At 53.0% G+C, this 18694-nt stretch carries 18 protein-coding genes and 3 tRNA genes; 17 read left to right on the forward strand and 4 right to left on the reverse strand.

All coding sequences use genetic code 11. The features are described 5' to 3' along the window. The first annotated feature begins 67 nt into the window (after positions 1 to 67). A complete protein-coding gene (locus tag AB1I67_RS08350; protein WP_367029432.1) occupies positions 68 to 1249 on the forward strand; it encodes a M20/M25/M40 family metallo-hydrolase in 1182 nt (393 codons plus the stop codon). Positions 1250 to 1275: 26 nt separating this feature from the next. Continuing rightward, complete coding sequence (locus tag AB1I67_RS08355; protein ID WP_367029433.1) at positions 1276 to 2457, forward strand: hypothetical protein; 1182 nt, start codon at positions 1276 to 1278, stop codon at positions 2455 to 2457. 71 nt (positions 2458 to 2528) lie between these two features. Here the strand turns inward: AB1I67_RS08355 and AB1I67_RS08360 are convergent, their stop codons facing one another. After that, positions 2529 to 3263: a hypothetical protein gene (locus AB1I67_RS08360; protein WP_367029434.1), complete on the reverse strand. Its 735-nt coding sequence runs from the start codon at positions 3261 to 3263 to the stop codon at positions 2529 to 2531. A 167-nt stretch (positions 3264 to 3430) separates the two neighbouring features. Here AB1I67_RS08360 and AB1I67_RS08365 point away from each other — a divergent pair, with 167 nt between their 5' ends. From AB1I67_RS08365 to AB1I67_RS08435, 15 genes are all read left to right on the forward strand, one after another. Then, positions 3431 to 4252, forward strand: coding sequence for an Rpn family recombination-promoting nuclease/putative transposase (locus AB1I67_RS08365; RefSeq protein ID WP_367029435.1), 822 nt, complete (start codon positions 3431 to 3433; stop codon positions 4250 to 4252). 296 nt (positions 4253 to 4548) lie between these two features. Next, positions 4549 to 4758, forward strand: a complete 210-nt coding sequence (locus AB1I67_RS08370) for a hypothetical protein (RefSeq protein ID WP_367029436.1) — start codon at positions 4549 to 4551, stop codon at positions 4756 to 4758. Further along, complete coding sequence (locus AB1I67_RS08375; protein WP_367029437.1) at positions 4755 to 5726, forward strand: Gfo/Idh/MocA family oxidoreductase; 972 nt, start codon at positions 4755 to 4757, stop codon at positions 5724 to 5726. The genes AB1I67_RS08370 and AB1I67_RS08375 overlap by 4 nt, the downstream gene beginning before the upstream one ends. Positions 5727 to 5735: 9 nt before the next feature. Then, a complete protein-coding gene (locus tag AB1I67_RS08380; RefSeq protein ID WP_367029438.1) occupies positions 5736 to 5960 on the forward strand; it encodes a hypothetical protein in 225 nt (74 codons plus the stop codon). Between the two features lie 403 nt (positions 5961 to 6363). Beyond that, positions 6364 to 7566: an RtcB family protein gene (locus AB1I67_RS08385; RefSeq protein ID WP_367029439.1), complete on the forward strand. Its 1203-nt coding sequence runs from the start codon at positions 6364 to 6366 to the stop codon at positions 7564 to 7566. Between the two features lie 43 nt (positions 7567 to 7609). Then, positions 7610 to 7963, forward strand: coding sequence for a helix-turn-helix transcriptional regulator (locus AB1I67_RS08390; protein WP_367029440.1), 354 nt, complete (start codon positions 7610 to 7612; stop codon positions 7961 to 7963). Between the two features lie 87 nt (positions 7964 to 8050). Beyond that, positions 8051 to 8123, forward strand: a tRNA-Glu gene (locus AB1I67_RS08395). A 4-nt stretch (positions 8124 to 8127) separates the two neighbouring features. Then, positions 8128 to 8210 (forward strand) — tRNA-Tyr (locus tag AB1I67_RS08400). A gap of 5 nt (positions 8211 to 8215) precedes the next feature. Continuing rightward, a tRNA-Ser gene (locus AB1I67_RS08405) sits at positions 8216 to 8300 on the forward strand. Positions 8301 to 8455: 155 nt separating this feature from the next. Next, complete coding sequence (locus tag AB1I67_RS08410; RefSeq protein WP_367029441.1) at positions 8456 to 9892, forward strand: FAD-dependent oxidoreductase; 1437 nt, start codon at positions 8456 to 8458, stop codon at positions 9890 to 9892. A 39-nt stretch (positions 9893 to 9931) separates the two neighbouring features. Next, positions 9932 to 11440: a cytochrome c biogenesis protein CcdA gene (locus tag AB1I67_RS08415; RefSeq protein WP_367029442.1), complete on the forward strand. Its 1509-nt coding sequence runs from the start codon at positions 9932 to 9934 to the stop codon at positions 11438 to 11440. Next, on the forward strand, positions 11440 to 13281 hold the full coding sequence (locus AB1I67_RS08420; protein ID WP_367029443.1) for a VanW family protein: 1842 nt from the start codon (positions 11440 to 11442) through the stop codon (positions 13279 to 13281). The genes AB1I67_RS08415 and AB1I67_RS08420 overlap by 1 nt, the downstream gene beginning before the upstream one ends. Positions 13282 to 13347: 66 nt before the next feature. Beyond that, positions 13348 to 13779, forward strand: coding sequence for an Rrf2 family transcriptional regulator (locus AB1I67_RS08425; protein WP_367029444.1), 432 nt, complete (start codon positions 13348 to 13350; stop codon positions 13777 to 13779). Between the two features lie 121 nt (positions 13780 to 13900). Further along, positions 13901 to 15577 (forward strand): helicase HerA-like domain-containing protein, encoded by a 1677-nt coding sequence (locus AB1I67_RS08430; protein WP_367029445.1) that lies wholly within the window; start codon positions 13901 to 13903, stop codon positions 15575 to 15577. 36 nt (positions 15578 to 15613) lie between these two features. Continuing rightward, on the forward strand, positions 15614 to 16417 hold the full coding sequence (locus tag AB1I67_RS08435; protein WP_367029446.1) for a hypothetical protein: 804 nt from the start codon (positions 15614 to 15616) through the stop codon (positions 16415 to 16417). A gap of 119 nt (positions 16418 to 16536) precedes the next feature. On the opposite strand, the gene AB1I67_RS08440 is transcribed toward AB1I67_RS08435, so the two are convergent. Genes AB1I67_RS08440 through AB1I67_RS08450 form a run of 3 tightly spaced genes read right to left on the reverse strand, consistent with a single transcriptional unit; the run spans position 16537 to position 18682 of the window. Next, positions 16537 to 16863, reverse strand: a complete 327-nt coding sequence (locus AB1I67_RS08440) for a carboxymuconolactone decarboxylase family protein (protein ID WP_367029447.1) — start codon at positions 16861 to 16863, stop codon at positions 16537 to 16539. 14 nt (positions 16864 to 16877) lie between these two features. Then, positions 16878 to 17312 carry a cupin domain-containing protein gene (locus AB1I67_RS08445; protein ID WP_367029448.1) on the reverse strand — a complete coding sequence of 145 codons (435 nt, stop codon included), beginning with the start codon at positions 17310 to 17312 and terminating at the stop codon, positions 16878 to 16880. 35 nt (positions 17313 to 17347) lie between these two features. After that, positions 17348 to 18682 carry an MATE family efflux transporter gene (locus AB1I67_RS08450; RefSeq protein WP_367029449.1) on the reverse strand — a complete coding sequence of 445 codons (1335 nt, stop codon included), beginning with the start codon at positions 18680 to 18682 and terminating at the stop codon, positions 17348 to 17350. Between the last annotated feature and the right edge of the window lie 12 nt (positions 18683 to 18694).

Below are 18694 nucleotides of genomic sequence, written 5' to 3' on the forward strand. Positions count from 1 at the left end.
GATAATACAGGGTTTTCCCCTTGAGCGCGGCTTCGGTGGTCCATCCACAAAAGGGAAAGGATAAAGTATGAAAAGAGACAGTGAAATCTTTGGTGCAGCCTGCGGCTATATTGACGCGCACCACGACGATATCATTGCCATGTGGAAACGGTTTGTGGATCTGCGCAGCGATGCCACTGAGAAGGAACGGGCGGATGCCATGGCAGTGCTTTTAAAATCGGAGCTGGAAGCAATCGGGTGCGAATGCAGGCTTTACGACGTGGGTGAGAAAAACGGATATGGCTTAGAGGCAGTTTTGGGCAAAGAACGTCCTGGCAGGCCGGTGATGTTTACCGGGCATTATGATGTGGTACCGCTGAAGGGGGACCATAAGTTCTTTATCGATGAGGAGAATAAAGCCCATGGCCTGGGGTGCCTGGATATGAAGGGCGGCATTGTAATGTCTATCTGGATCGCAAAAGCGTTGACTGAGGCAGGATGGAACGGGCGGCCCATCAAATTCGTGTTCGTGGGAGATGAGGAAAATGGGCATCAATGGGGAGATACCAAACACTTTTTAGTTTCCCATGGAGGCGGGGGCGTCTGTGCATTCAACATGGAAACCGGGCTTTTAAACAATGCGATCTGCATTGGCCGGAAGGGAACCGGGCAGGCTACGGTCACGGTCCGGGGAGTTGCGGCTCATTCCGGTAACAATTATTCTGAAGGACGCAGCGCTATTACAGAGATGGCGCAGAAGATCCCGCAGATAGAAGCGTTGACGGATCTGGATGCCAATACAACCGTTGCAGTGACTATGATTCAGGGTGGAACCGTGCAAAATAGCATACCGCCAGTCTGTTCCTGTACCGTTGACCTGCGGTTCGGGAGTGTGGCGGAGCGGGACAGGGTTCTTGCGGCGCTTGAGGAGATCTGTGGACACACCACAGTGGACCAGACCACAGCGGAATTTGAATTCCGGGAGTTTATGGCGCCGTTTGACAGCTCAGAGGAAGTCCTTAAGCTGGCGGATTTTGTGGGCGGTATTTCGGAGGAATACGGTTTTGGGAGTATGGGAAGGGTGTTTTTAGGCGGCGGCTCAGATGCTTCTTTCATCTTACTTGGCGGTACTCCGGTGATCTGTTCCATGGGCGTTCAGGGCCAGTTTAACCATTCTGACCATGAATATGCGCTGGTGGACAGCATGTTTAAACGCGCAAAGCTGCTGGCGGCGGCTGTCTTAAGAATATCGGATTTAGAAAAACACTGATGGGGTGCAAATGAGGAGGGTAAGAAATGTTCAGTTCAGTATATTTCTATTTAATGATCGTGGTGGTTGTATTTGCAGTGGGGGATTTGATCGGACATGCTACCGGTGGAAAGCTGTCCGGAATGATGATGGTCATGCTGCTTTTCCTGGTGGGATTTCTGGCAAATGTGATCCCGAAGGATATCATTGACCAGGCGGGGCTAACAAAGCTTGCGACGGCAGCTACGGCAATGGTTTTGTTTAACATGGGGTCTACGATCAACATCAGGCAGCTGGTCCAGGAGTGGAAGACCGTTCTGATGGCGGCGCTCTGTATGGTGTTCTCCTGTCTGGCTATGCTGTGTGTGGCGCCGCTTGTGGGATTTGACACGGTTCTGGTGGGCATGCCGGTTATCAACGGCGCCGCTATGGCTACTTCGCTGATGACCCAGGCAGCGACAGAGCGGGGGCTTATCACAGCGGCGGCCCTGTGCGCGGTTATCTATTCTGTGCAGAAGTTTGTCGGCGCGCCGATCGCATCTGCGATGGGTCTGCGCTATGCGAAAAAACTGGTAGCCGAATTCCGGAAGGACCCGGCCGCCCATATGGAGGCTCTGGCGGTCAAGCAGAAGGGAACGGCGTCCAATAAGCCCATGTTTTATGAGAAGCACAAGGAATTATTTACGGCAAATGTGCTGATCGCGATCGTCTGTATCGGCGCCTGGATCTCACAGGTACTGGGGTCCATCACACCGGTCAATTACAGCATCTGGGCCTTGCTGTTGGGCTCGGTATCCGGTATTGGAGGTTATATTCCGCCGAAACCGCTTCAGCGCAGCAACTCCTACGGCCTTATGATGATCGCAGTATTCGGTTCCATCATCCCGTCCTTAGGAAAGGTATCGCCTGCGGACCTGGGGACCATGGCATTTCAGACAATCGTGCTGTTTGCAGCGGCCTGTGTGGGAATTATCGTCATTGGCTGGATCCTTCCCGGTTGGAAGCTTGTCGGAGACCGTGATCTGGCTGTTGGGATCGGAGTAGAGCAGTTTTTGGGGTTCCCGTCCAACGTGGTTATCTGTCGTGAGGTCAGTGAGGCAGTTGGCAGGACGGACGACGAAAAGACCTTTATCGAGGAGACCTTAAGCGTTCCGTATGTGGTAGGCGGCATTACGGTGGTGACCATTTTGTCTACAATGCTGGCGGGAGTTGTCATAAATTTCCTGTAGTCAGTAGAAAAAGAAAAACCAGAGTATCCCGGTTGGATTCCGGTGTGTACTCTGGTTTTTGTATACTATCCTCAGCTGTTGCCGGCTGCCTGTCCGGCAAATACTAGTGGCCTGAGGCTGTAGTGCAGAAGGTTTGCGGCAGATATTGTGTCAAATACCGGGATATTTAAATAGTCTGACACATCGTGGGAATAGGTAGCAAGATTGCTGCATTCCAGGATCACAGCCCTGAGATCCGGAGTGCCGGCGTACAGATTTTTGGCAGCCTTAAGGACATCCCGCCGCATCAGATCGATATCCAGATGTCCAACGCCGTTGATCACGACTTCTGAAAAATGCTGCATACACTGCATTCCCTCGATGGACAGCGGTATGCTCTCCTGCCAGCCGGAATTTTTCAGATGGGTTTCTTTTAAGAAACCGGAATGGCCGGTGATGATACCGATGGTGCCGCTGCGCCCGATCATCTGCCAGATGACCGGGATCTGGCACAGGGAAGACCCTGCAAAGGGAATGTGTAGAGTTCGCCCGATCTCCGTTTGATAGAGAGACCAGAGTCCGCAGTCGCCCACGATGCCCCGGATTCCCTGGTGTTTTAAAGTCCTGCATGCATCGATCAGCCGGTCATGGATGGCGGGGGAACCGTCGATCAAGTCTGAAAATCCTCCGTCCACGATCTGATAGCGTACCGGATAGGAGAAAGTCCCCGCATGTCCGGCGTCGCCGGGGATCCGGGGGGCCGTGCCGGAAAATACCAGGATACCGATATCCTGGCCGTAAAAAGAGTAACCGGATTGTGCGCTCATAAATACCTCCATATGTTCAATATTTTTAAGTGAATATAGCATGGAATAGCAGGGACGGCTGTCAACTGGTTTACAAATAAGAAAATTCTTGCGTTGCCTTCCTGCATCCTTTATAATAAAAGTACGAGTAGAGTTTACCGCTGCTGCCGCATCAGAAAGGCAGGAGTATGGGGGAGAAGAAAGCATTTTATGAATTACAGTTTCCGGATGCGTTCATGTTTGCGGCGACGATGGAAGATGAGGAGATCTGCCGCGGCGTCCTGGAGCGTGTGATGGGGATTCCGATCAGGGCGGTAAAAGTTATAGGAGAAGCGAGCATGCTGGTGAATCCGGACTACCGGGGCGTGCGCCTGGATGTCTATGCGGATGACAGGGCGGGAAGCGTATACAATGTGGAGATGCAGACCACGAACAAGAAAAATCTTCCCAGGCGGAGCCGTTTTTATCAGAGCCAGATGGATATGGTGGAGTTAAAGCCGGGAGAGGAGTTTAATGAGCTTCCCAAGAGTTTTATTATCTTTATCTGTACCTTTGATCCGTTTGGGCACGGGCTTTACCGTTACACCTATATGAACCGGTGCAGTGAGACCGGTGAGGAACTTGGAGACGAAGCTTATAAGGTGTTTTTGAACACGAAGGGCAAGAATGATGCAGAGGAAGCTCCGGAGCTGGTCCGTTTTTTAAAGTATGTGGACGGCGCGGCTACTGCGGAGGAGAGTCAGTCAGATGAGCTGCTCAGTAAGATTGAGGCAAGGATTGCGGAGATCAAGCAGAGCCGGGGAATGGAGGTGAGGTATATGCTGTTCAGCGAGATGCTCAGCGATGAGCGGAAGGAGGGACGTCTGGAAGGCCTTGAGGAAGGTCGGAATAAGCTTTTGCAGCTTATGAATTCCATGATAGCTGATGGAGATGCCGATAAGTTACCTCTCCTCAGCAAGGATGCAGGATTTCTTCAGGAGATGTTTGAAAAGTATCATATAGAGGCTTGACATATCGGGCTTCGCCGCAGCCGGTATCTATACCGGCTGCGGGAATCTAAGGTTTTCAGGAATTAATCTTTTATCTTTTAATTCCGGCAGAGATTGTGAAAATGACAAATGAGTTCTACAAATCATAAAAATCATATGATAAAAGATGCATTGGCAGCGGTAAATCTATTCGGCACAGTGTGATCAGATTTGTATCTTTTAGTTACTTGGCGTATCGCCGCAGGTTTTCAAAAATTTTGGAATTGAATTGAGGATGGAGGGATGTCTCTGTGGTTGCAGCCTGATTTGGAGGATTTATGTTGAAATACACGCAGATAGACTTTATAATGGAGGTATCAGATACTTATATGCAAGGAAGTACGCAAAGAGTTACAGGAAACTGTGAGGAGAGAAGTTTTGGAAGAAGGCTCATGCCTTTTTCTGATCGGACAGGTCTGGAAAAAACTGGACAAAAGCGCAGCAAAAGCAGATATGGCAAAATTATGATAAGGGGATATGAAAAATGATAAAGATGGGGATTATCGGGGCGGGCAGGATCGCCGGCTTCATGGGGGAAACGTTACAGGGGATGGAGACAGTGGCAAGGTATGCGATTGCGGCACGGAATCTTGAGCGGGCAAAAGCCTTTGCGGACCAATATGGATTTGAGAAAGCATATGGCTCTTATGAGGAGATGCTTGAAGATCCGTCGGTGGATCTGGTGTATGTGGCTACGCCTCATTCCCACCACTATGACCATGTGAAGCTGTGTCTGGAGCACGGCAAGCATGTGCTCTGCGAGAAAGCCTTTACGGTCAATGAGGGGCAGGCGCGGGAGCTGTTTGCCATGGCAAAGGAGAAAGGGCTTCTCTTAACGGAGGCCATCTGGACCAGGTATATGCCGATGCGCAGGACACTGGAGGAGGTGCTGGCAAGCGGGATCATCGGGACGCCCCATATGTTGGCGGCCAATCTCTCTTATATCATCGACTGGAAGGACCGGATCACAAAACCGGAACTGGCCGGAGGGGCGCTGTTGGATATCGGCATTTATACCCTGAATTTTGCGTCTATGGTATTTGGCGATGATATTGAGAATATTACCGGTACAGCGGTATTCAATGAACATGGTATGGACATGCAGGAGAATATCACGCTTGTGTATAAGGACGGCAGGATGGCGGCCTTAAATGCCAGCGCCCGCAGCTTAAGTGACCGCAGAGGGATCATATATGGCGATAAGGGATATATCGAGACGGAGAACATCAACAACTGCGGAGGGATCAAGGTATTTGATACCGACCGGAAACTGGTTGCCGCCTATGAGACGCCGAAGCAGATCACCGGCTATGAATATGAGGTGGAGGCCTGTGTCCATGCGATCGAGCACGGGGAGCTTGAATGTCCTCAGATGCCTCATGAGGAGACGTTGCGTATGCTTCAGTGGATGGATGAGCTGAGGCGGCAATGGGGGATCGTGTATCCGATGGAATAATGTGGATTTATGCCGGGAGTGCTGCTTGTCCCACTCCGCCCGGTCCTTACCCGCAATAAAAGCCTCAGCATGATCCTTCCGATGGCGTTGGTTTTTATTATTAACGCATTTATTCCATTGGCTGGAAAAGAAGGGTTTGCTGTTTTGCTCTGCATGGCGGTTACTGCGGCTGGGGCATTTGTTTTATATAAAAAAGGAATCATTACGATGACACATAAAAGTGGATTGAAATAATAGACATTTTTTATACCACAAGTATAATGACAAATCCACCAAAAGATGTTATAGTAACATCAGAAAGAAAAGCGGACTGAAAAGTCCAGAAAGGAAATCAGGATGATGAACACAGTTATCAGGCGCGATTATTTTATAAGCGAACACTACCCGGCACTGAGTGAAAACCAGAGCCTGTGTTTCATGCACTCATTTAAGATAATGCGAGAACGATACTGTGTAGAGATCTGTTGACAGATTTCCTGTATATGCAGCAGTATAGTTTAGTATGGAAACCGCTTATCTTTTATGAGATTGGCGGTTTTTTTGATGCCTGGAGACGCGCGTTGCTTGTTTTGGTGAGAGAGATTTTGGCGGAGGATCCAGGCGGAAGATTCAGAGAAACAGGGAAAGGAGAAAAAACATGTTCGAGATAAAAGGAGCAGTGAACACGGCAATCTGCTACGCGAAGGTAGTGGAGGAGGAAGCTATAGCACAGATCAGGAGAATGTGCGATTATGAATTTACAGAAGGAAGCCGGATCCGGATCATGCCGGATGTCCATGCGGGGAAGGGCTGTACCATCGGAACGACCATGACGATCACCGATAAAGCGGTGCCGAATATCGTGGGGGTTGACATCGGCTGCGGCATGTATACGGTGGATTTAGGGAAAGCCGACGTGGATTTTGAGAAGCTGGATGAAGCGGCCCACTATGTGCCTTCCGGCATGCACATCTGGGAGGGGCGGCAGGAGAAGTTTGATCTAGAGGAGCTGCGCTGCTACCGGAGCCTTAGGAACACCAAATGGCTGGAGCGGAGTATCGGTACGCTTGGCGGCGGGAACCACTTTATTGAGGTGGATCAGGCGGGGGATGGCAGAAAGTATCTGGTGATCCATACCGGCAGCCGGAACCTGGGAAAGCAGGTGGCTGAGTTGTACCAGCAGCTTGCCATTGACTTAAATAAGGGGAAAGAGACCTATTTCCAGCAGAGGGATGAGATCATCCGGACTTATAAAGAACAGGGACGGCGCAGTGAGATCCAGGCAGCTCTTGAAGCGATCTCATGGAGTAAAAGGGAGGCCACGATGCCGGAGGACCTGTGCTATCTGTACGGGACGTATTTTGAGGATTACTTACACGATGTGGAGATCTGTCAGCGGTTTGCAAAAAGGAACCGGGAAAAGATCGCGGAAGTGCTCTTGGCCCGCACGGGAATGTGGGGCGGCGAGAGCTTTCACACCATCCACAATTACATTGATACAGAGGAAATGATCTTAAGGAAGGGCGCCATTGCGGCCCACAAGGGAGAGAAGGTGCTGATCCCGATCAATATGCGGGATGGAAGCGTGCTGGCTGTGGGGAAGGGCAATCCGGAATGGAATGACTCCGCGCCCCACGGGGCAGGGCGTCTCATGTCCAGGACCAGGGCAAAGAACACCCTTGACATGGAGGAATACAAACATGTGATGGAAGGGATTTTTACCACATCGGTGAATGAGGCTACCCTGGATGAGGCACCGATGGCATATAAATCCCTGGAGGACATCATAGACGTCATTGAGGAATCGGTAGATGTCATAGAGGTGATGAAACCGGTTTATAATTTTAAGGCATCCGACTAGGACAGACCTGTCCCGGTCGGAGCCGGAACAGGAGGAACAGGAAATGGTGACGATACCAGCCATTGATATGGTGGGAACCGGACGGAATATTGCGGAGTTAAGACAGCGGGCCGGGCTGTCGGTGAGGGAGCTGCAGGCGGTGTTTGGGTTTGCCACGCCGCAGGCGATCTACAAGTGGCAGCATGGGACCGCCATGCCCACGATCGATAACCTGGTGGTCCTGGCGGTTTTATTCCAGGTACACATTGATGATATTCTGGTCCTGGATATTGCAGGGACGGAGGCAGAGGAAGAATGTATGGCGGAATATCACTATGGGTATCAGCCGGAGTATGCCAAAATAAAGCATGCTGAATCGGAGTATGCGGTATCCGCCTGCGCGGCAGCCTGTGCATAAATGGTGCGCAGATTTATATAAAAGTCGCTGGCTCTGCACACGGAGACTGCGCATAAGCTGCAGGCTCTGCATATGGAGCCTGCGCCGGGTCCCCTGGTCTAAAGGGAAGGACGCCAGCCTTTCACGCTGGAGATGTCGGGTTCAAGTCCCGCGGGGATCATTTTGGATGGGTATGCCCAGCGGCGAGGGCAGCAGACTGTAAATCTGTTACAAGGAAACACCGCAGGTTCGAGTCCTGCCCCATCCATTTACGTTTACGTGACCGAGAGGCTTAAGGTGCCGCCCTGCTAAGGCGGTGTGCAGTTTTGCACCGAAGGTTCGAATCCTTCCGTAAACGTTTTTTGTGGTTTATCTCTGATAGAATCCATGGTCTGTATCATTTCCTAGAAAAACTATAGGGAAAATAGAAAAAAGTGCTTGACAATACATACTGTAACAAATATAATAACAGTATAAACGTAACAAAAATAATTACAATTAGGAGAATAGATCATGGATGAGAGAGCGAATACTAAAACATATGATGCGGTTGTGATCGGATTTGGAAAAGGCGGGAAAACCCTGGCAGGAGCCTTGGGCGCGGCAGGCAGGACGGTGGCGATCGTGGAGCAGTCCAACAAAATGTATGGCGGTACCTGCATCAATGTGGGCTGTATTCCAACCAAGCTGTTGGTGAACCGGGCGCGGAGCGCGGCGAAAGAGGTGGAGATGGCAGCTGCCTTTGAGGGCGTGGCAGGATCGGACGGGACACAGGGCAAAAGCTTTGAGGACCGTGACAGGGTATTCCGTGACGCCATGAAGAAGAAAGAGGAGCTGGTGACCAGCCTCCGGGGTAAGAATTACGGCAAGCTGGACAGCAATCCCAACGTGACCGTGATCGATGGGAACGCAAGCTTTGAATCCCCTCATGTGGTAAAAGTGGTGCATAATGGCGAAACACAGTATCTGGAAGGGGCACAGATCTTCATCAATACCGGTTCTTCCTCCTGGATGCCGCCCATCGACGGATTGAAGGATAATCCTTACGTACATAACAGTGACGGGATCTTAAGCCTGGAGAAGCTTCCGAAGTCCCTGGTGATCATAGGCGGCGGCTATATCGGCATGGAGTTTTCTTCTATTTTTGCTGATTTTGGATCAAAGGTCACGATCCTTCAGGATGGAGCAGTATTCCTTCCGAGAGAGGATGCAGAGATCGCGGAGGCCGTTTGGCAGACGCTGGCAGACCGGGGCATCGAAGTAAAAACAGGTGTCCGGGTGACTGGGGTGGAGCAGGCGGACGGCCATGCGCTGGTGGTGACTGAGGATGCAGACGGCGTGAAGAAGCTTCCGGCCGATGCGGTACTGGTGGCTACAGGCCGCAGACCCAACACGGCAGGTCTGAATCTGGAAGCAGCAGGAGTGGAGACAGACGCCAGAGGCGGGATCGTGACGGACGATCATCTTGCCACAACGGCGCCGCATATTTACGCTATGGGAGATGTGAGAGGCGGGCTGCAGTTTACGTATCTATCCCTGGATGATTACCGGATCGTAAAGTCGGCGGTGCTGGGAGACGGCAGCTATACCTTATCGAAGCGCGGGGCGGTTCCCTACAGCGTATTTTTGAGACCGGCATTTTCCCGTGTGGGTATGAGTGAGAAGGAAGCCCTGGCGGCTGGATACCGGGTCAAGGTTGGGAAGCTTGCGGTTGCGGCCATTCCGAAGGCTCAGGTATTGGAGGAGCCGGTTGGCCTTTTAAAAGCAGTCGTGGATGAGGAGAGCGGCAGGATCCTTGGAGCACATCTTTTCTGCCAGGAATCCTACGAGATGATCAATCTGGTGAAGCTTGCCATGGACGCGGGCCTTCCTTATACGGCGCTCAGGGACAATATTTTTACCCACCCGACCATGAGTGAAGCGCTGAATGATCTGTTTACAGGAATTTGACATAGTTAAGACAGGATAGATGAAAAGGAGATAAATTATATGGGTTTTTCTTTAGACGTAAGCGTACCGGCGATGACCGTGTTTTTCCAGGGGCTGATCAGTTTCTTCTCCCCCTGTGTGCTCCCGCTTCTGCCGCTGTATATCGGCTACCTGTCAGGAGGTACAGGTGTCCGCCAGGAGGATGGGAAGATCCATTATAAGCGGAGCAAGGTAATGCTGCATACGCTGTTTTTTGTGATCGGGGTCAGCTTTGCATTCTTCCTGCTGGGCTTGGGAATGTCGGCGGTCGGGACCTTCTTTAACTCGAAACAGGCGATGTTTGCCAGGATCGGCGGCATACTGGTGATCCTGTTTGGACTTTACCAGCTGGGAGTGTTTGGGACCTCCGATGTGATCGGGAAAGAGCGGCGTCTGCCGTTTCAGCTTGATAAACTGGCCATGTCCCCGCTCACGGCGCTCATCATGGGATTTACCTTCAGCTTTGCCTGGACCCCCTGTGTGGGACCGGCGCTGACCAGCGTACTTCTGATGGCGGCATCGGCATCGACCAAAAGTATGGGATTTTTGCTGATCGGCGTATACACGCTTGGGTTCGTCCTGCCATTTCTGGCGGTCGGGCTTTTCACCACCTCGCTTCTGGAATTTTTCAGGAAATACCGGGGTGTTGTACAGTACACCGTAAAGATCGGCGGTGTACTCATGATCCTTATGGGCTTCATGATGTTTACAGGAAAAATGAATGCGATCACCGGATATCTCTCCTCCGTAACGCCCGGGCAGGGCGTGGAGCAGACAGCCGAAGCGCGGTCAAATGGAGAGGAAGCTTCCGCAGGCAGTCAAAGCGCAGTGGGCAGTGAGGACGCAGCGGGCGGCCAGAGTGCGGCGGATAATGAGAACGCGGCGGGCGGCCGGAGTGCAGTGGGCAGTGGGAACGCAGCAGGCGGTCAAAGCACAGCGGACAATGAGAACGCAGCGGGCGGCCAGAGTGCAGCGGACAGCGGCAGAGCAGCAGGCGGTCAAAATGCGGCGGATGGCACAGGTGCAGGCGGCAGCGCCGCAGCGAACAGCGGGGATGCGGCAGCTTCGGAGCCGGTTGTCCTGCCAGCGCTTGATTTTGAATTAAAAGACCAGTATGGAAATACCCATACATTGGAAGATTATAAAGGAAAGACCATTTTCTTGAACTTTTGGGCGACCTGGTGCCCGCCGTGCCGTGCGGAGATGCCGGATATCCAGAACCTGTACGAGAATGCGGAGACAGAGGGCGATGATGCGGTGATCGTGCTGGGAGTTGCGGCCCCGAACATGGGGCAGGAGAAGGACGAGGCCGGGATCAAGGCATTCCTGGAGGAGAACGGATACACCTATCCGGTCCTGATGGATACTACGGGAGAGCTGTTCAACGGCTATGGCATCTATTCCTTCCCGACTACCTTTATGATCGACAGGGAAGGCAATGTATTTGGTTATGTCAGCGGAATGTTGTCGGAAGATATGATGCACAGCATTATCCGCCAGACTTTGGAAGGGAAAAGAGACGGAACGTAATGGAGAAAAGACGAAACAGCAGTACATTGCGAAGGATAAAAGAGAGAAGAAAGAAAAAACGCATAATGTTAGCCGCAGCGCTGGTCTCGGGAGTGTTAATTTCCGGGCTGGCGTTTGCCGGCGTCCGGGGATTGGTCCGGTCGATATCAGGCGGAGAGGTGAAAACTGCCGGTGAGAGTTATCCGGATAAGGACCTGGGCCTGCTGCCGGGAAATGAGACGAAAGGAACTGAAGAACAGGCGTCTGTATCCATACCGCAGGAGGTATTTCCTGCGGGTGTCAGTGCAGGCCGTGTGGATCTGACGGGACTTACCATGGCGCAGGCGGAGAAAAAGCTTAAGGAAGCTTACCGCTGGCGCCTCCAGGTATCGGATGGAGCGGATCAGGTTGTAGTCCCGGATTATCTTGCGGGATGGCTGGAGGATGTGACCGGCAGGCTGCGAAGCGGTGTGCTGCCGGATACAGAAGAACTCCAGCCGGATTATGATGCGTTAAAACAGCGTTTTAAGGAGTTTGCGTCGGAGCTGGCAGGGCAGTGGGACAGTCAGCCGGTAAGCTCCCAGGCCGAATCCTTTGACAGAGCCAGCGGAGTGTATACTTACTCGGAAGAAAAACGCGGAAGGGCGCTGGATCAGGAAGCGCTGGCGGACAGTCTTTTACAGGCGGTGGAGGAAGGCCGCATGGACGCTGTGGTCCCTGCGGGATTTGCTGTGCTGGAACCGGAGCGGACGAGACAGCAGGCGAAGGCTCAGTACCAGGTCATCGGCACGTTTACGACAAAAACAACGGATAATAAAAACCGGAACCAGAATATCAAACTGGCGGTGGACGCCATTGACGGCACAGTTTTGCAGCCGGGGGAAGAATTTTCATTTAATATGGCGACAGGGAACCGGACCAGTGAAAAAGGGTATCAGCCCGCCGGCGCTTATAAAAACGGCGTCCTGATCGAGGAACCGGGAGGCGGTGTCTGCCAGGTTTCCACGACGCTGTACCATGCCATCATTGAGTCGGGGTTTCGCACTACGGAGCGCAATGCCCACAGCTTTGCGCCCTCCTATGTGGAAAAAGGCCAGGATGCCATGGTCAGCTTTGACGGTTACGCAGGACCGGATCTTAAATTTGTCAATACGGGCAGCGCCTCCGTTGTGCTCCGGGCGGCATTTTCCGGCCGGGAGCTGAAAATGTCCATCGTAGGGCTTCCGATTTTGGATGAGGGAGTGGAAGTTTCCATCCGTTCTGAAAAAGTCCGGGACGTAGAACCGGGTGAGGCAGTGTATGAGGAGAATCCAGCACTCGCCTATGGGAGCGAGAAGGTAGTGGAGGCTCCGACGCCCGGTTCCGTCTGGAAAAGCTACCGGGTGCTTAAGAAAAATGGGGAAGTGATCGAGGAAAAACCGCTCCACAACAGCAGCTATAAGCCTAAGAATGGTGTGATCCATAGGAATACGACGGTCCAGAACCCGGTTGGAGCGGAAACCGGCGAGGCGGCAGGAGGTGGAGCGGGTACCACCACAGGTACCGGAGATGTGACGAATGCCGGAACAGCAGGAGGAACCGGGGAAACGTCCGGGACTGGAGCTGCAAATCAAAACGGTGCAGAAAACGGTCAGGCTGGTGCGGCAGGGCAGACCGGTGCGGCAGGCGGCCAGACCGGCGCGGCAGGAGATCAAACCGGTGCATCAGGCGGCCAGGCCGGTGCAGGAGGCCAAACCGGCACATCGGGAGGCCAGACCGGTGCATCAGGTCAGACCGCGACAAGTCCTTCCCAGGGCCAGGTCTCAGGAGGACCGGAAGGGATCCTGGTCGAGCCGCACAATGCCGTGGATCAAGCGCAGTAATGTGTGGAAACAGGGAAGGAAAGACAACCAGGAGATATTTACCAAAGAACAAGGGGGAAAAGAGGTATGACAAGCGAATTTACTGTAGCTGTACATGCTCTGGTATATCTAAACCACAGGCATGACGTCCAGTCCAGTGAAGCGGTGGCTGAAAATGTCTGCACCAACCCGGCCAGGATCCGCAAGGTAATGTCAGGTCTGAGCAGGGCGGGGCTGGTGGAAACGAAAAAAGGGATCGAGGGCGGTTATCAGTTTGTGAAAAAGCCGTCCCAGGTCACCCTGCGCATGATCGCGGACGCGCTGAACGTCTCATTTGTCTCGGCAGGCTGGAGGACAGGAGACCCTCACCTGGCCTGTCTGATTGCATCCGGCATGGATACGGTCATGAGGAATTTGTACCGGGATCTGGATGAGGGCTGCAGGACACGTCTGGGTCAGATCACCATCGAGGATATCGACCGGCAGATCTTCGGGGCTGCGCAGGGCGTGTCTGCCTGATCCTGCAGCGCGGCAGATACACGGTTCAGCGTAAGCCTGGCACTTGATAAATAAAGCCCCCCATGGTACATTATAAGTAAGAAAGAATTGGAAGACAGCCGGAAAACAGGAGGACTTACATATGTATCAGGACGGAAAGATATTGATCGGCAGGACAGGGGACAAAAACGTATATATTTACCCGAAGATGGCGAACCGCCACGGCATGATCGCGGGGGCTACGGGCACTGGTAAGACCATTACCTTAAAGGTCATGGCCGAGTCCTTCAGCGACTGCGGCGTGCCGGTATTTCTCGCGGACGTGAAGGGCGACCTGGCGGGGATGTGCCAGCCGGGGCTCATGAATGAAGCGGTGCAGAAGCGGGTCGACAAGATGGGGCTTGCGGCGGAGGGATTTCACTTCCAGCCATATCCCACCAACTTCTGGGATGTGTATGGGGAGAAGGGGCTGCCGCTGCGCACCACGATCTCCGAGATGGGGCCGCTTTTGCTGGCTCAGATCATGGATCTTAACGATACCCAGACAGATGTGCTGACCGTGGTGTTCAAGATCGCGGACGATGAGGGGCTGCTTCTGATCGACACCAAGGATTTGAAGGCTATGCTCCAGTATGTGGGAGAGAATAATAAGGAGTACGCGCTCCAGTACGGCAGCGTTTCCAAACAGAGCTTAAGCGCCATCGTCCGTTCGGTGGTGGCTCTGGAGGCGGAGGGCGGAGACCAGTTTTTCGGTGAACCGGCCTTAGACATCCGGGACTGGCTCTGTACGGACTGCAACGGCAAGGGGACGATCCAGGTGCTGGACTGCCAGAAGCTGATCCAGAATCCCACCATGTATGCAACCTTCCTTCTGTGGATGATGTCAGAGCTGTTTGAGACCCTGCCGGAGGCTGGAGATTTGGAGAAACCGCGGATGGTGTTCTTCTTTGACGAGGCCCATCTGCTGTTTGACACGGCCTCCAGGGCGCTTCTTACCAAGGTGGAACAGGTGGTGAAGCTGATTCGCTCCAAAGGGGTGGGGATCTATTTTATCACCCAGACTCCGCAGGACATTCCGGACGGGGTACTCAGCCAGTTGGGGAACAAGGTCCAGCACGCCCTTCATGCCTATACGCCCAAAGAGCAGAAAGCGACGAAAGCTGCGGCAGACTCCTTTCGCACCAATCCGGAATTTGACACCTATGAGACGCTGCTCCAGCTTGGGGTAGGCGAAGCGCTGGTTTCCGTGCTGGATGAAAAGGGGGTTCCCACTGTGGTGGAAAACTGCAAGATCCTGCCTCCCCAGAGCCTGATGGGGGCGCTTAATGACGCAGTGCGGGACAGCCTGGTGAAGGGAAGCCTTCTGTATATCAAATACGACCAGATGGTGGACCGGGATTCCGCGTATGAATTTTTGCAGCGCAAGTCCCTGACTGAGGCGGAAGAAGAGCAGAAAGCCGCGGAAGCGGCCGCTGCGGAGAAAGAACGCCAGAGAGCGGAGCTTGCCGCGGAGAAAGAGCGCCAGAAAGCGGAGCTTGCCGCAGAGAAGCAGCGCCAGCGGGAGGAAGCGGCGGCGGAAAAGCAGCGCTTAAAAGAGGAGGAAGCCCGGAGAAAGGCGGAGGAAAAAGCAGCCGCAGCCCGGGAGAAAAAGGTGAAATCCGCGGTGGGCAATGTAGCCAGCAGTGCAGCCGGGACCCTTGGCCGGGAGATCGGCAATGAATTCGGAAAGCATATCGGCGGCAGCTTCGGGAAGAAGCTGGGCGGCAATGTGGGCGCGTCCCTTGGCCGGGGGATACTGAGCACTCTGTTTAAGTTGTGATTGATTTGGGCAGAAGATGCCCGGGGAGGTGCGGATATGAGCTTTTTTGGTAAAGACATGGTTGATCCCAGGCCGACAGCGGCGGATTTTCCGAGACGCATGTGGGAGTACGAGGACATTCCCAGGGAATACAGGGCGAATCTGAGAAACTGCATCCGGGGAGAGCTGGACTATGAGCGGCTGATCTTTGTCCCACAGTCCAGGTACCGGAGAGAACAGCATGAATATATGCTGACCCGAAGCCCCCACCATCTGGTCTATCTGGAGCGGGAGCCGGACGGCAGTGTGAAGACGATCCGGATCCGCAAGGAGCAGATCTGCTGTGTCTGTGTAAAGGAGAATCTGCTGAAAGGCAGCTATGTGGTGTATTGGACCAACAACAGCGTTACCCAGCACATAGAGATCATGTTCAACACCAGCCGGAAAGAGCTGTTCCAGCCATTTTTAAACTGGATGCTGAACGCGGATGAGATGCTCAATGTGCATACGCTGTCAAAGCAGCGGGAGAGGCCCCAGGCGCTGAAAAAGATGCAGCTTGCGCTGTACAATTATTCAGAAGAACTGTTCCGGTTCGGCGGCACCCGGGGAAGCTGGCGCTGGTGGGATGTGCAGCGGCGGGGATTTTTCGGCAGGATCAGGGACGGCCAGTCCGCCTGCCTTTTAAGCGAGATGGACCAGGGCCAGACCGTTATCTGGTTCAGGGACACGGCAGTGGACATCTGGTATTTGTTCCAGGGAAAAGCCCAGGCCCAGATCTTAAACGAGAACGGTAAGACCAATATCCGCATTTATGCCGGAAAGGAAGAGGCCGGAGCGGTCACAAACCTGGCGGCAGACTAGGCGCTTCAAAGCTGCGGCCGATAGGACAAGCTGGCGGAGGCGTCATCCATCTCTGAAACATACATGGATGACGCCTCCGCCGACGGTCCTGCTGAAGGTAACTATTCTTTTTCTTCCAGTTATCTTGCGTCCTCATACACTTCTTTTGCCAGATTAAACGCAGCCCATGCATTAGGCCATCCGGCATAGAACGCCGCGTGGGTGATCAGTTCCGCCATCTCTTCGGCAGTCACGCCATTCTTTTTCGCATTTGAAATGTGCGTTTTCATAGAGCTGTCAAAAATCCCTTTCGTCATCAGTACGGTTACGGTGATCATACTGCGGTCATGCAGAGAAAGCTTATCCTCTCTGGCCCATACTTCGCCGAACAGCACATCATCATTTAACTCTGCAAATTTTGGAGCGAAAGCCCCAAGCCGGTTTCTTCCTGCTGTCTGTTTTTCCATGATTTTTATCTCCTTTATATTAAATTTAAATAGGTTTCATCCTTCACAGGTTCCAGCCATTCATTGGAATTGTCCTCGCCGGGAACCTCTATCGAAATATGGCTGAACCAGGTATCCGCTTTTGCCCCATGCCAGTGCTTTACGCCCTCCGGTATCGTGACCACCATGCCCGGAACCAGGCTGACTGCCGGTTTTCCTGCCTCCTGATACCACCCCTCTCCGGCGGTGCAGATCAAGATCTGGCCGCCTCCGCTTTTAGCATGATGGATATGCCAGTTATTCCGGCAGCCCGGCTCAAACGTCACATTGGACATATGAAGGCCTGCTTCCGGGGCTGTTAATGGCTTCAAAAAAGAATTGCCGATAAAATACTGTGCATAGGCCTCGTTGGGATTGCCCTTCCCAAACACATTGATTTCTTCAAATTTCTCTGCATTTTGATATTTCATGATCATGTATCTCCTTATTTAAACAATATGTATCATCAAATCACTTTATAGTGCTTCCATTTGCCCTGCTTCATGCGGAGCAGGAAGATAATCCCACGAACGGTCCAGTCCAGGCACATCGCCAGTGCGATCCCGATGACGCCCATTTGCCACACTACGGCGAACAGCATGGAAAATACCAGCCGCACTCCGATGGTTGTGAACAGGGAGATCCCTGTGGTAAAGGCCACATCACCAGTTGCGCGAAGCCCCTTGCCAAGGGAATCCGCCAGCGGCAGGATACCTGCGCAGAATACGTTGTGGATCAGTACCAGCCAGAAGATCAGTCTCTTTGTTTCGCTCTCGAGAGTATAGATGTGCAGGATGATCGGCGTCAGCGCCAGGATCAGCATATTCCAAACAGCGGAGAAGATCATGGTGATCTTTAACAGCTTCCGAAAATACAGGCCGGCAGCCCTCACATCCCCCGCTCCCATACACTGTCCGATCACCGTGATGAAAACCGGTCCCATAGCCACGCAGGCCAGCGCTGCCATGCTCCAGAAAGTCTGTGCCACACCATTTGCAGCGATCTGGTAAGTGCCAAACATGGATATAACGCTGCTCAGCGCGACCTTGACCAGTTGGAAAATGCCGCTTTCAAAACCATTTGGCACGGCGATGCGCAGGATTTTTGCCTGCAGGCCGCTCTCCAGGCGCAGCAGCCAGTTCCAACAGTAGGATACCGGATTTTGCTTTGAAAAGCAAAGCGCAGTAATGACAATGGCCGAGAACAGTCTTGCGATCAGAGAGGGCCATGCGACCCCGGCCACACCCGCATGGAGTACGAAGACGCCGATGCAGTTGCCCACCAGATTGATGAGATTCGACACCACGGAAATATACATGGTGACACTGGTTTTTCCGAAGCTGCGGTAAAGGGCGGCGCCTGCATTATAGACAGCCAGGGCCGGATAGGAATAGGCTGAGATGCGCAGGTATGTAACGCAGGCGGTCATGACCTCCGGCTCTACTTTACCGAACAGCATCCGCAGCAGCGGCTGGCTGCCAAGCAGGATCAGCAGGGCCGCCGCTGCCGAAAAAAGCGCTGCGGATGTGGCCAGCTGGCAGGCACAGCGTCCTGCCAGTTCATTCTCTTTTCTGCCGATATACTGGCTGATGACCACTGCGCCTCCCGCCGCCAGTGCAGTAAACAGATTCAAAAAGATCGTGTTGAACGAGTTTACCAAAGACACACCAGAGACAGCAGCCTCGCCTACAAAACCGATGACAAAAACATCCGCCATACCGACCAGCGCGACCAGAAGCTGCTCTAAAAACAGCGGTATGATCAATTGTTTCAAATCCTGATTGGAAAAGTGTTCCATCATCGTCATTCCCCT

Source organism: Clostridium sp. AN503, assembly GCF_040719375.1.
Classification (GTDB): domain Bacteria; phylum Bacillota; class Clostridia; order Lachnospirales; family Lachnospiraceae; genus Brotaphodocola.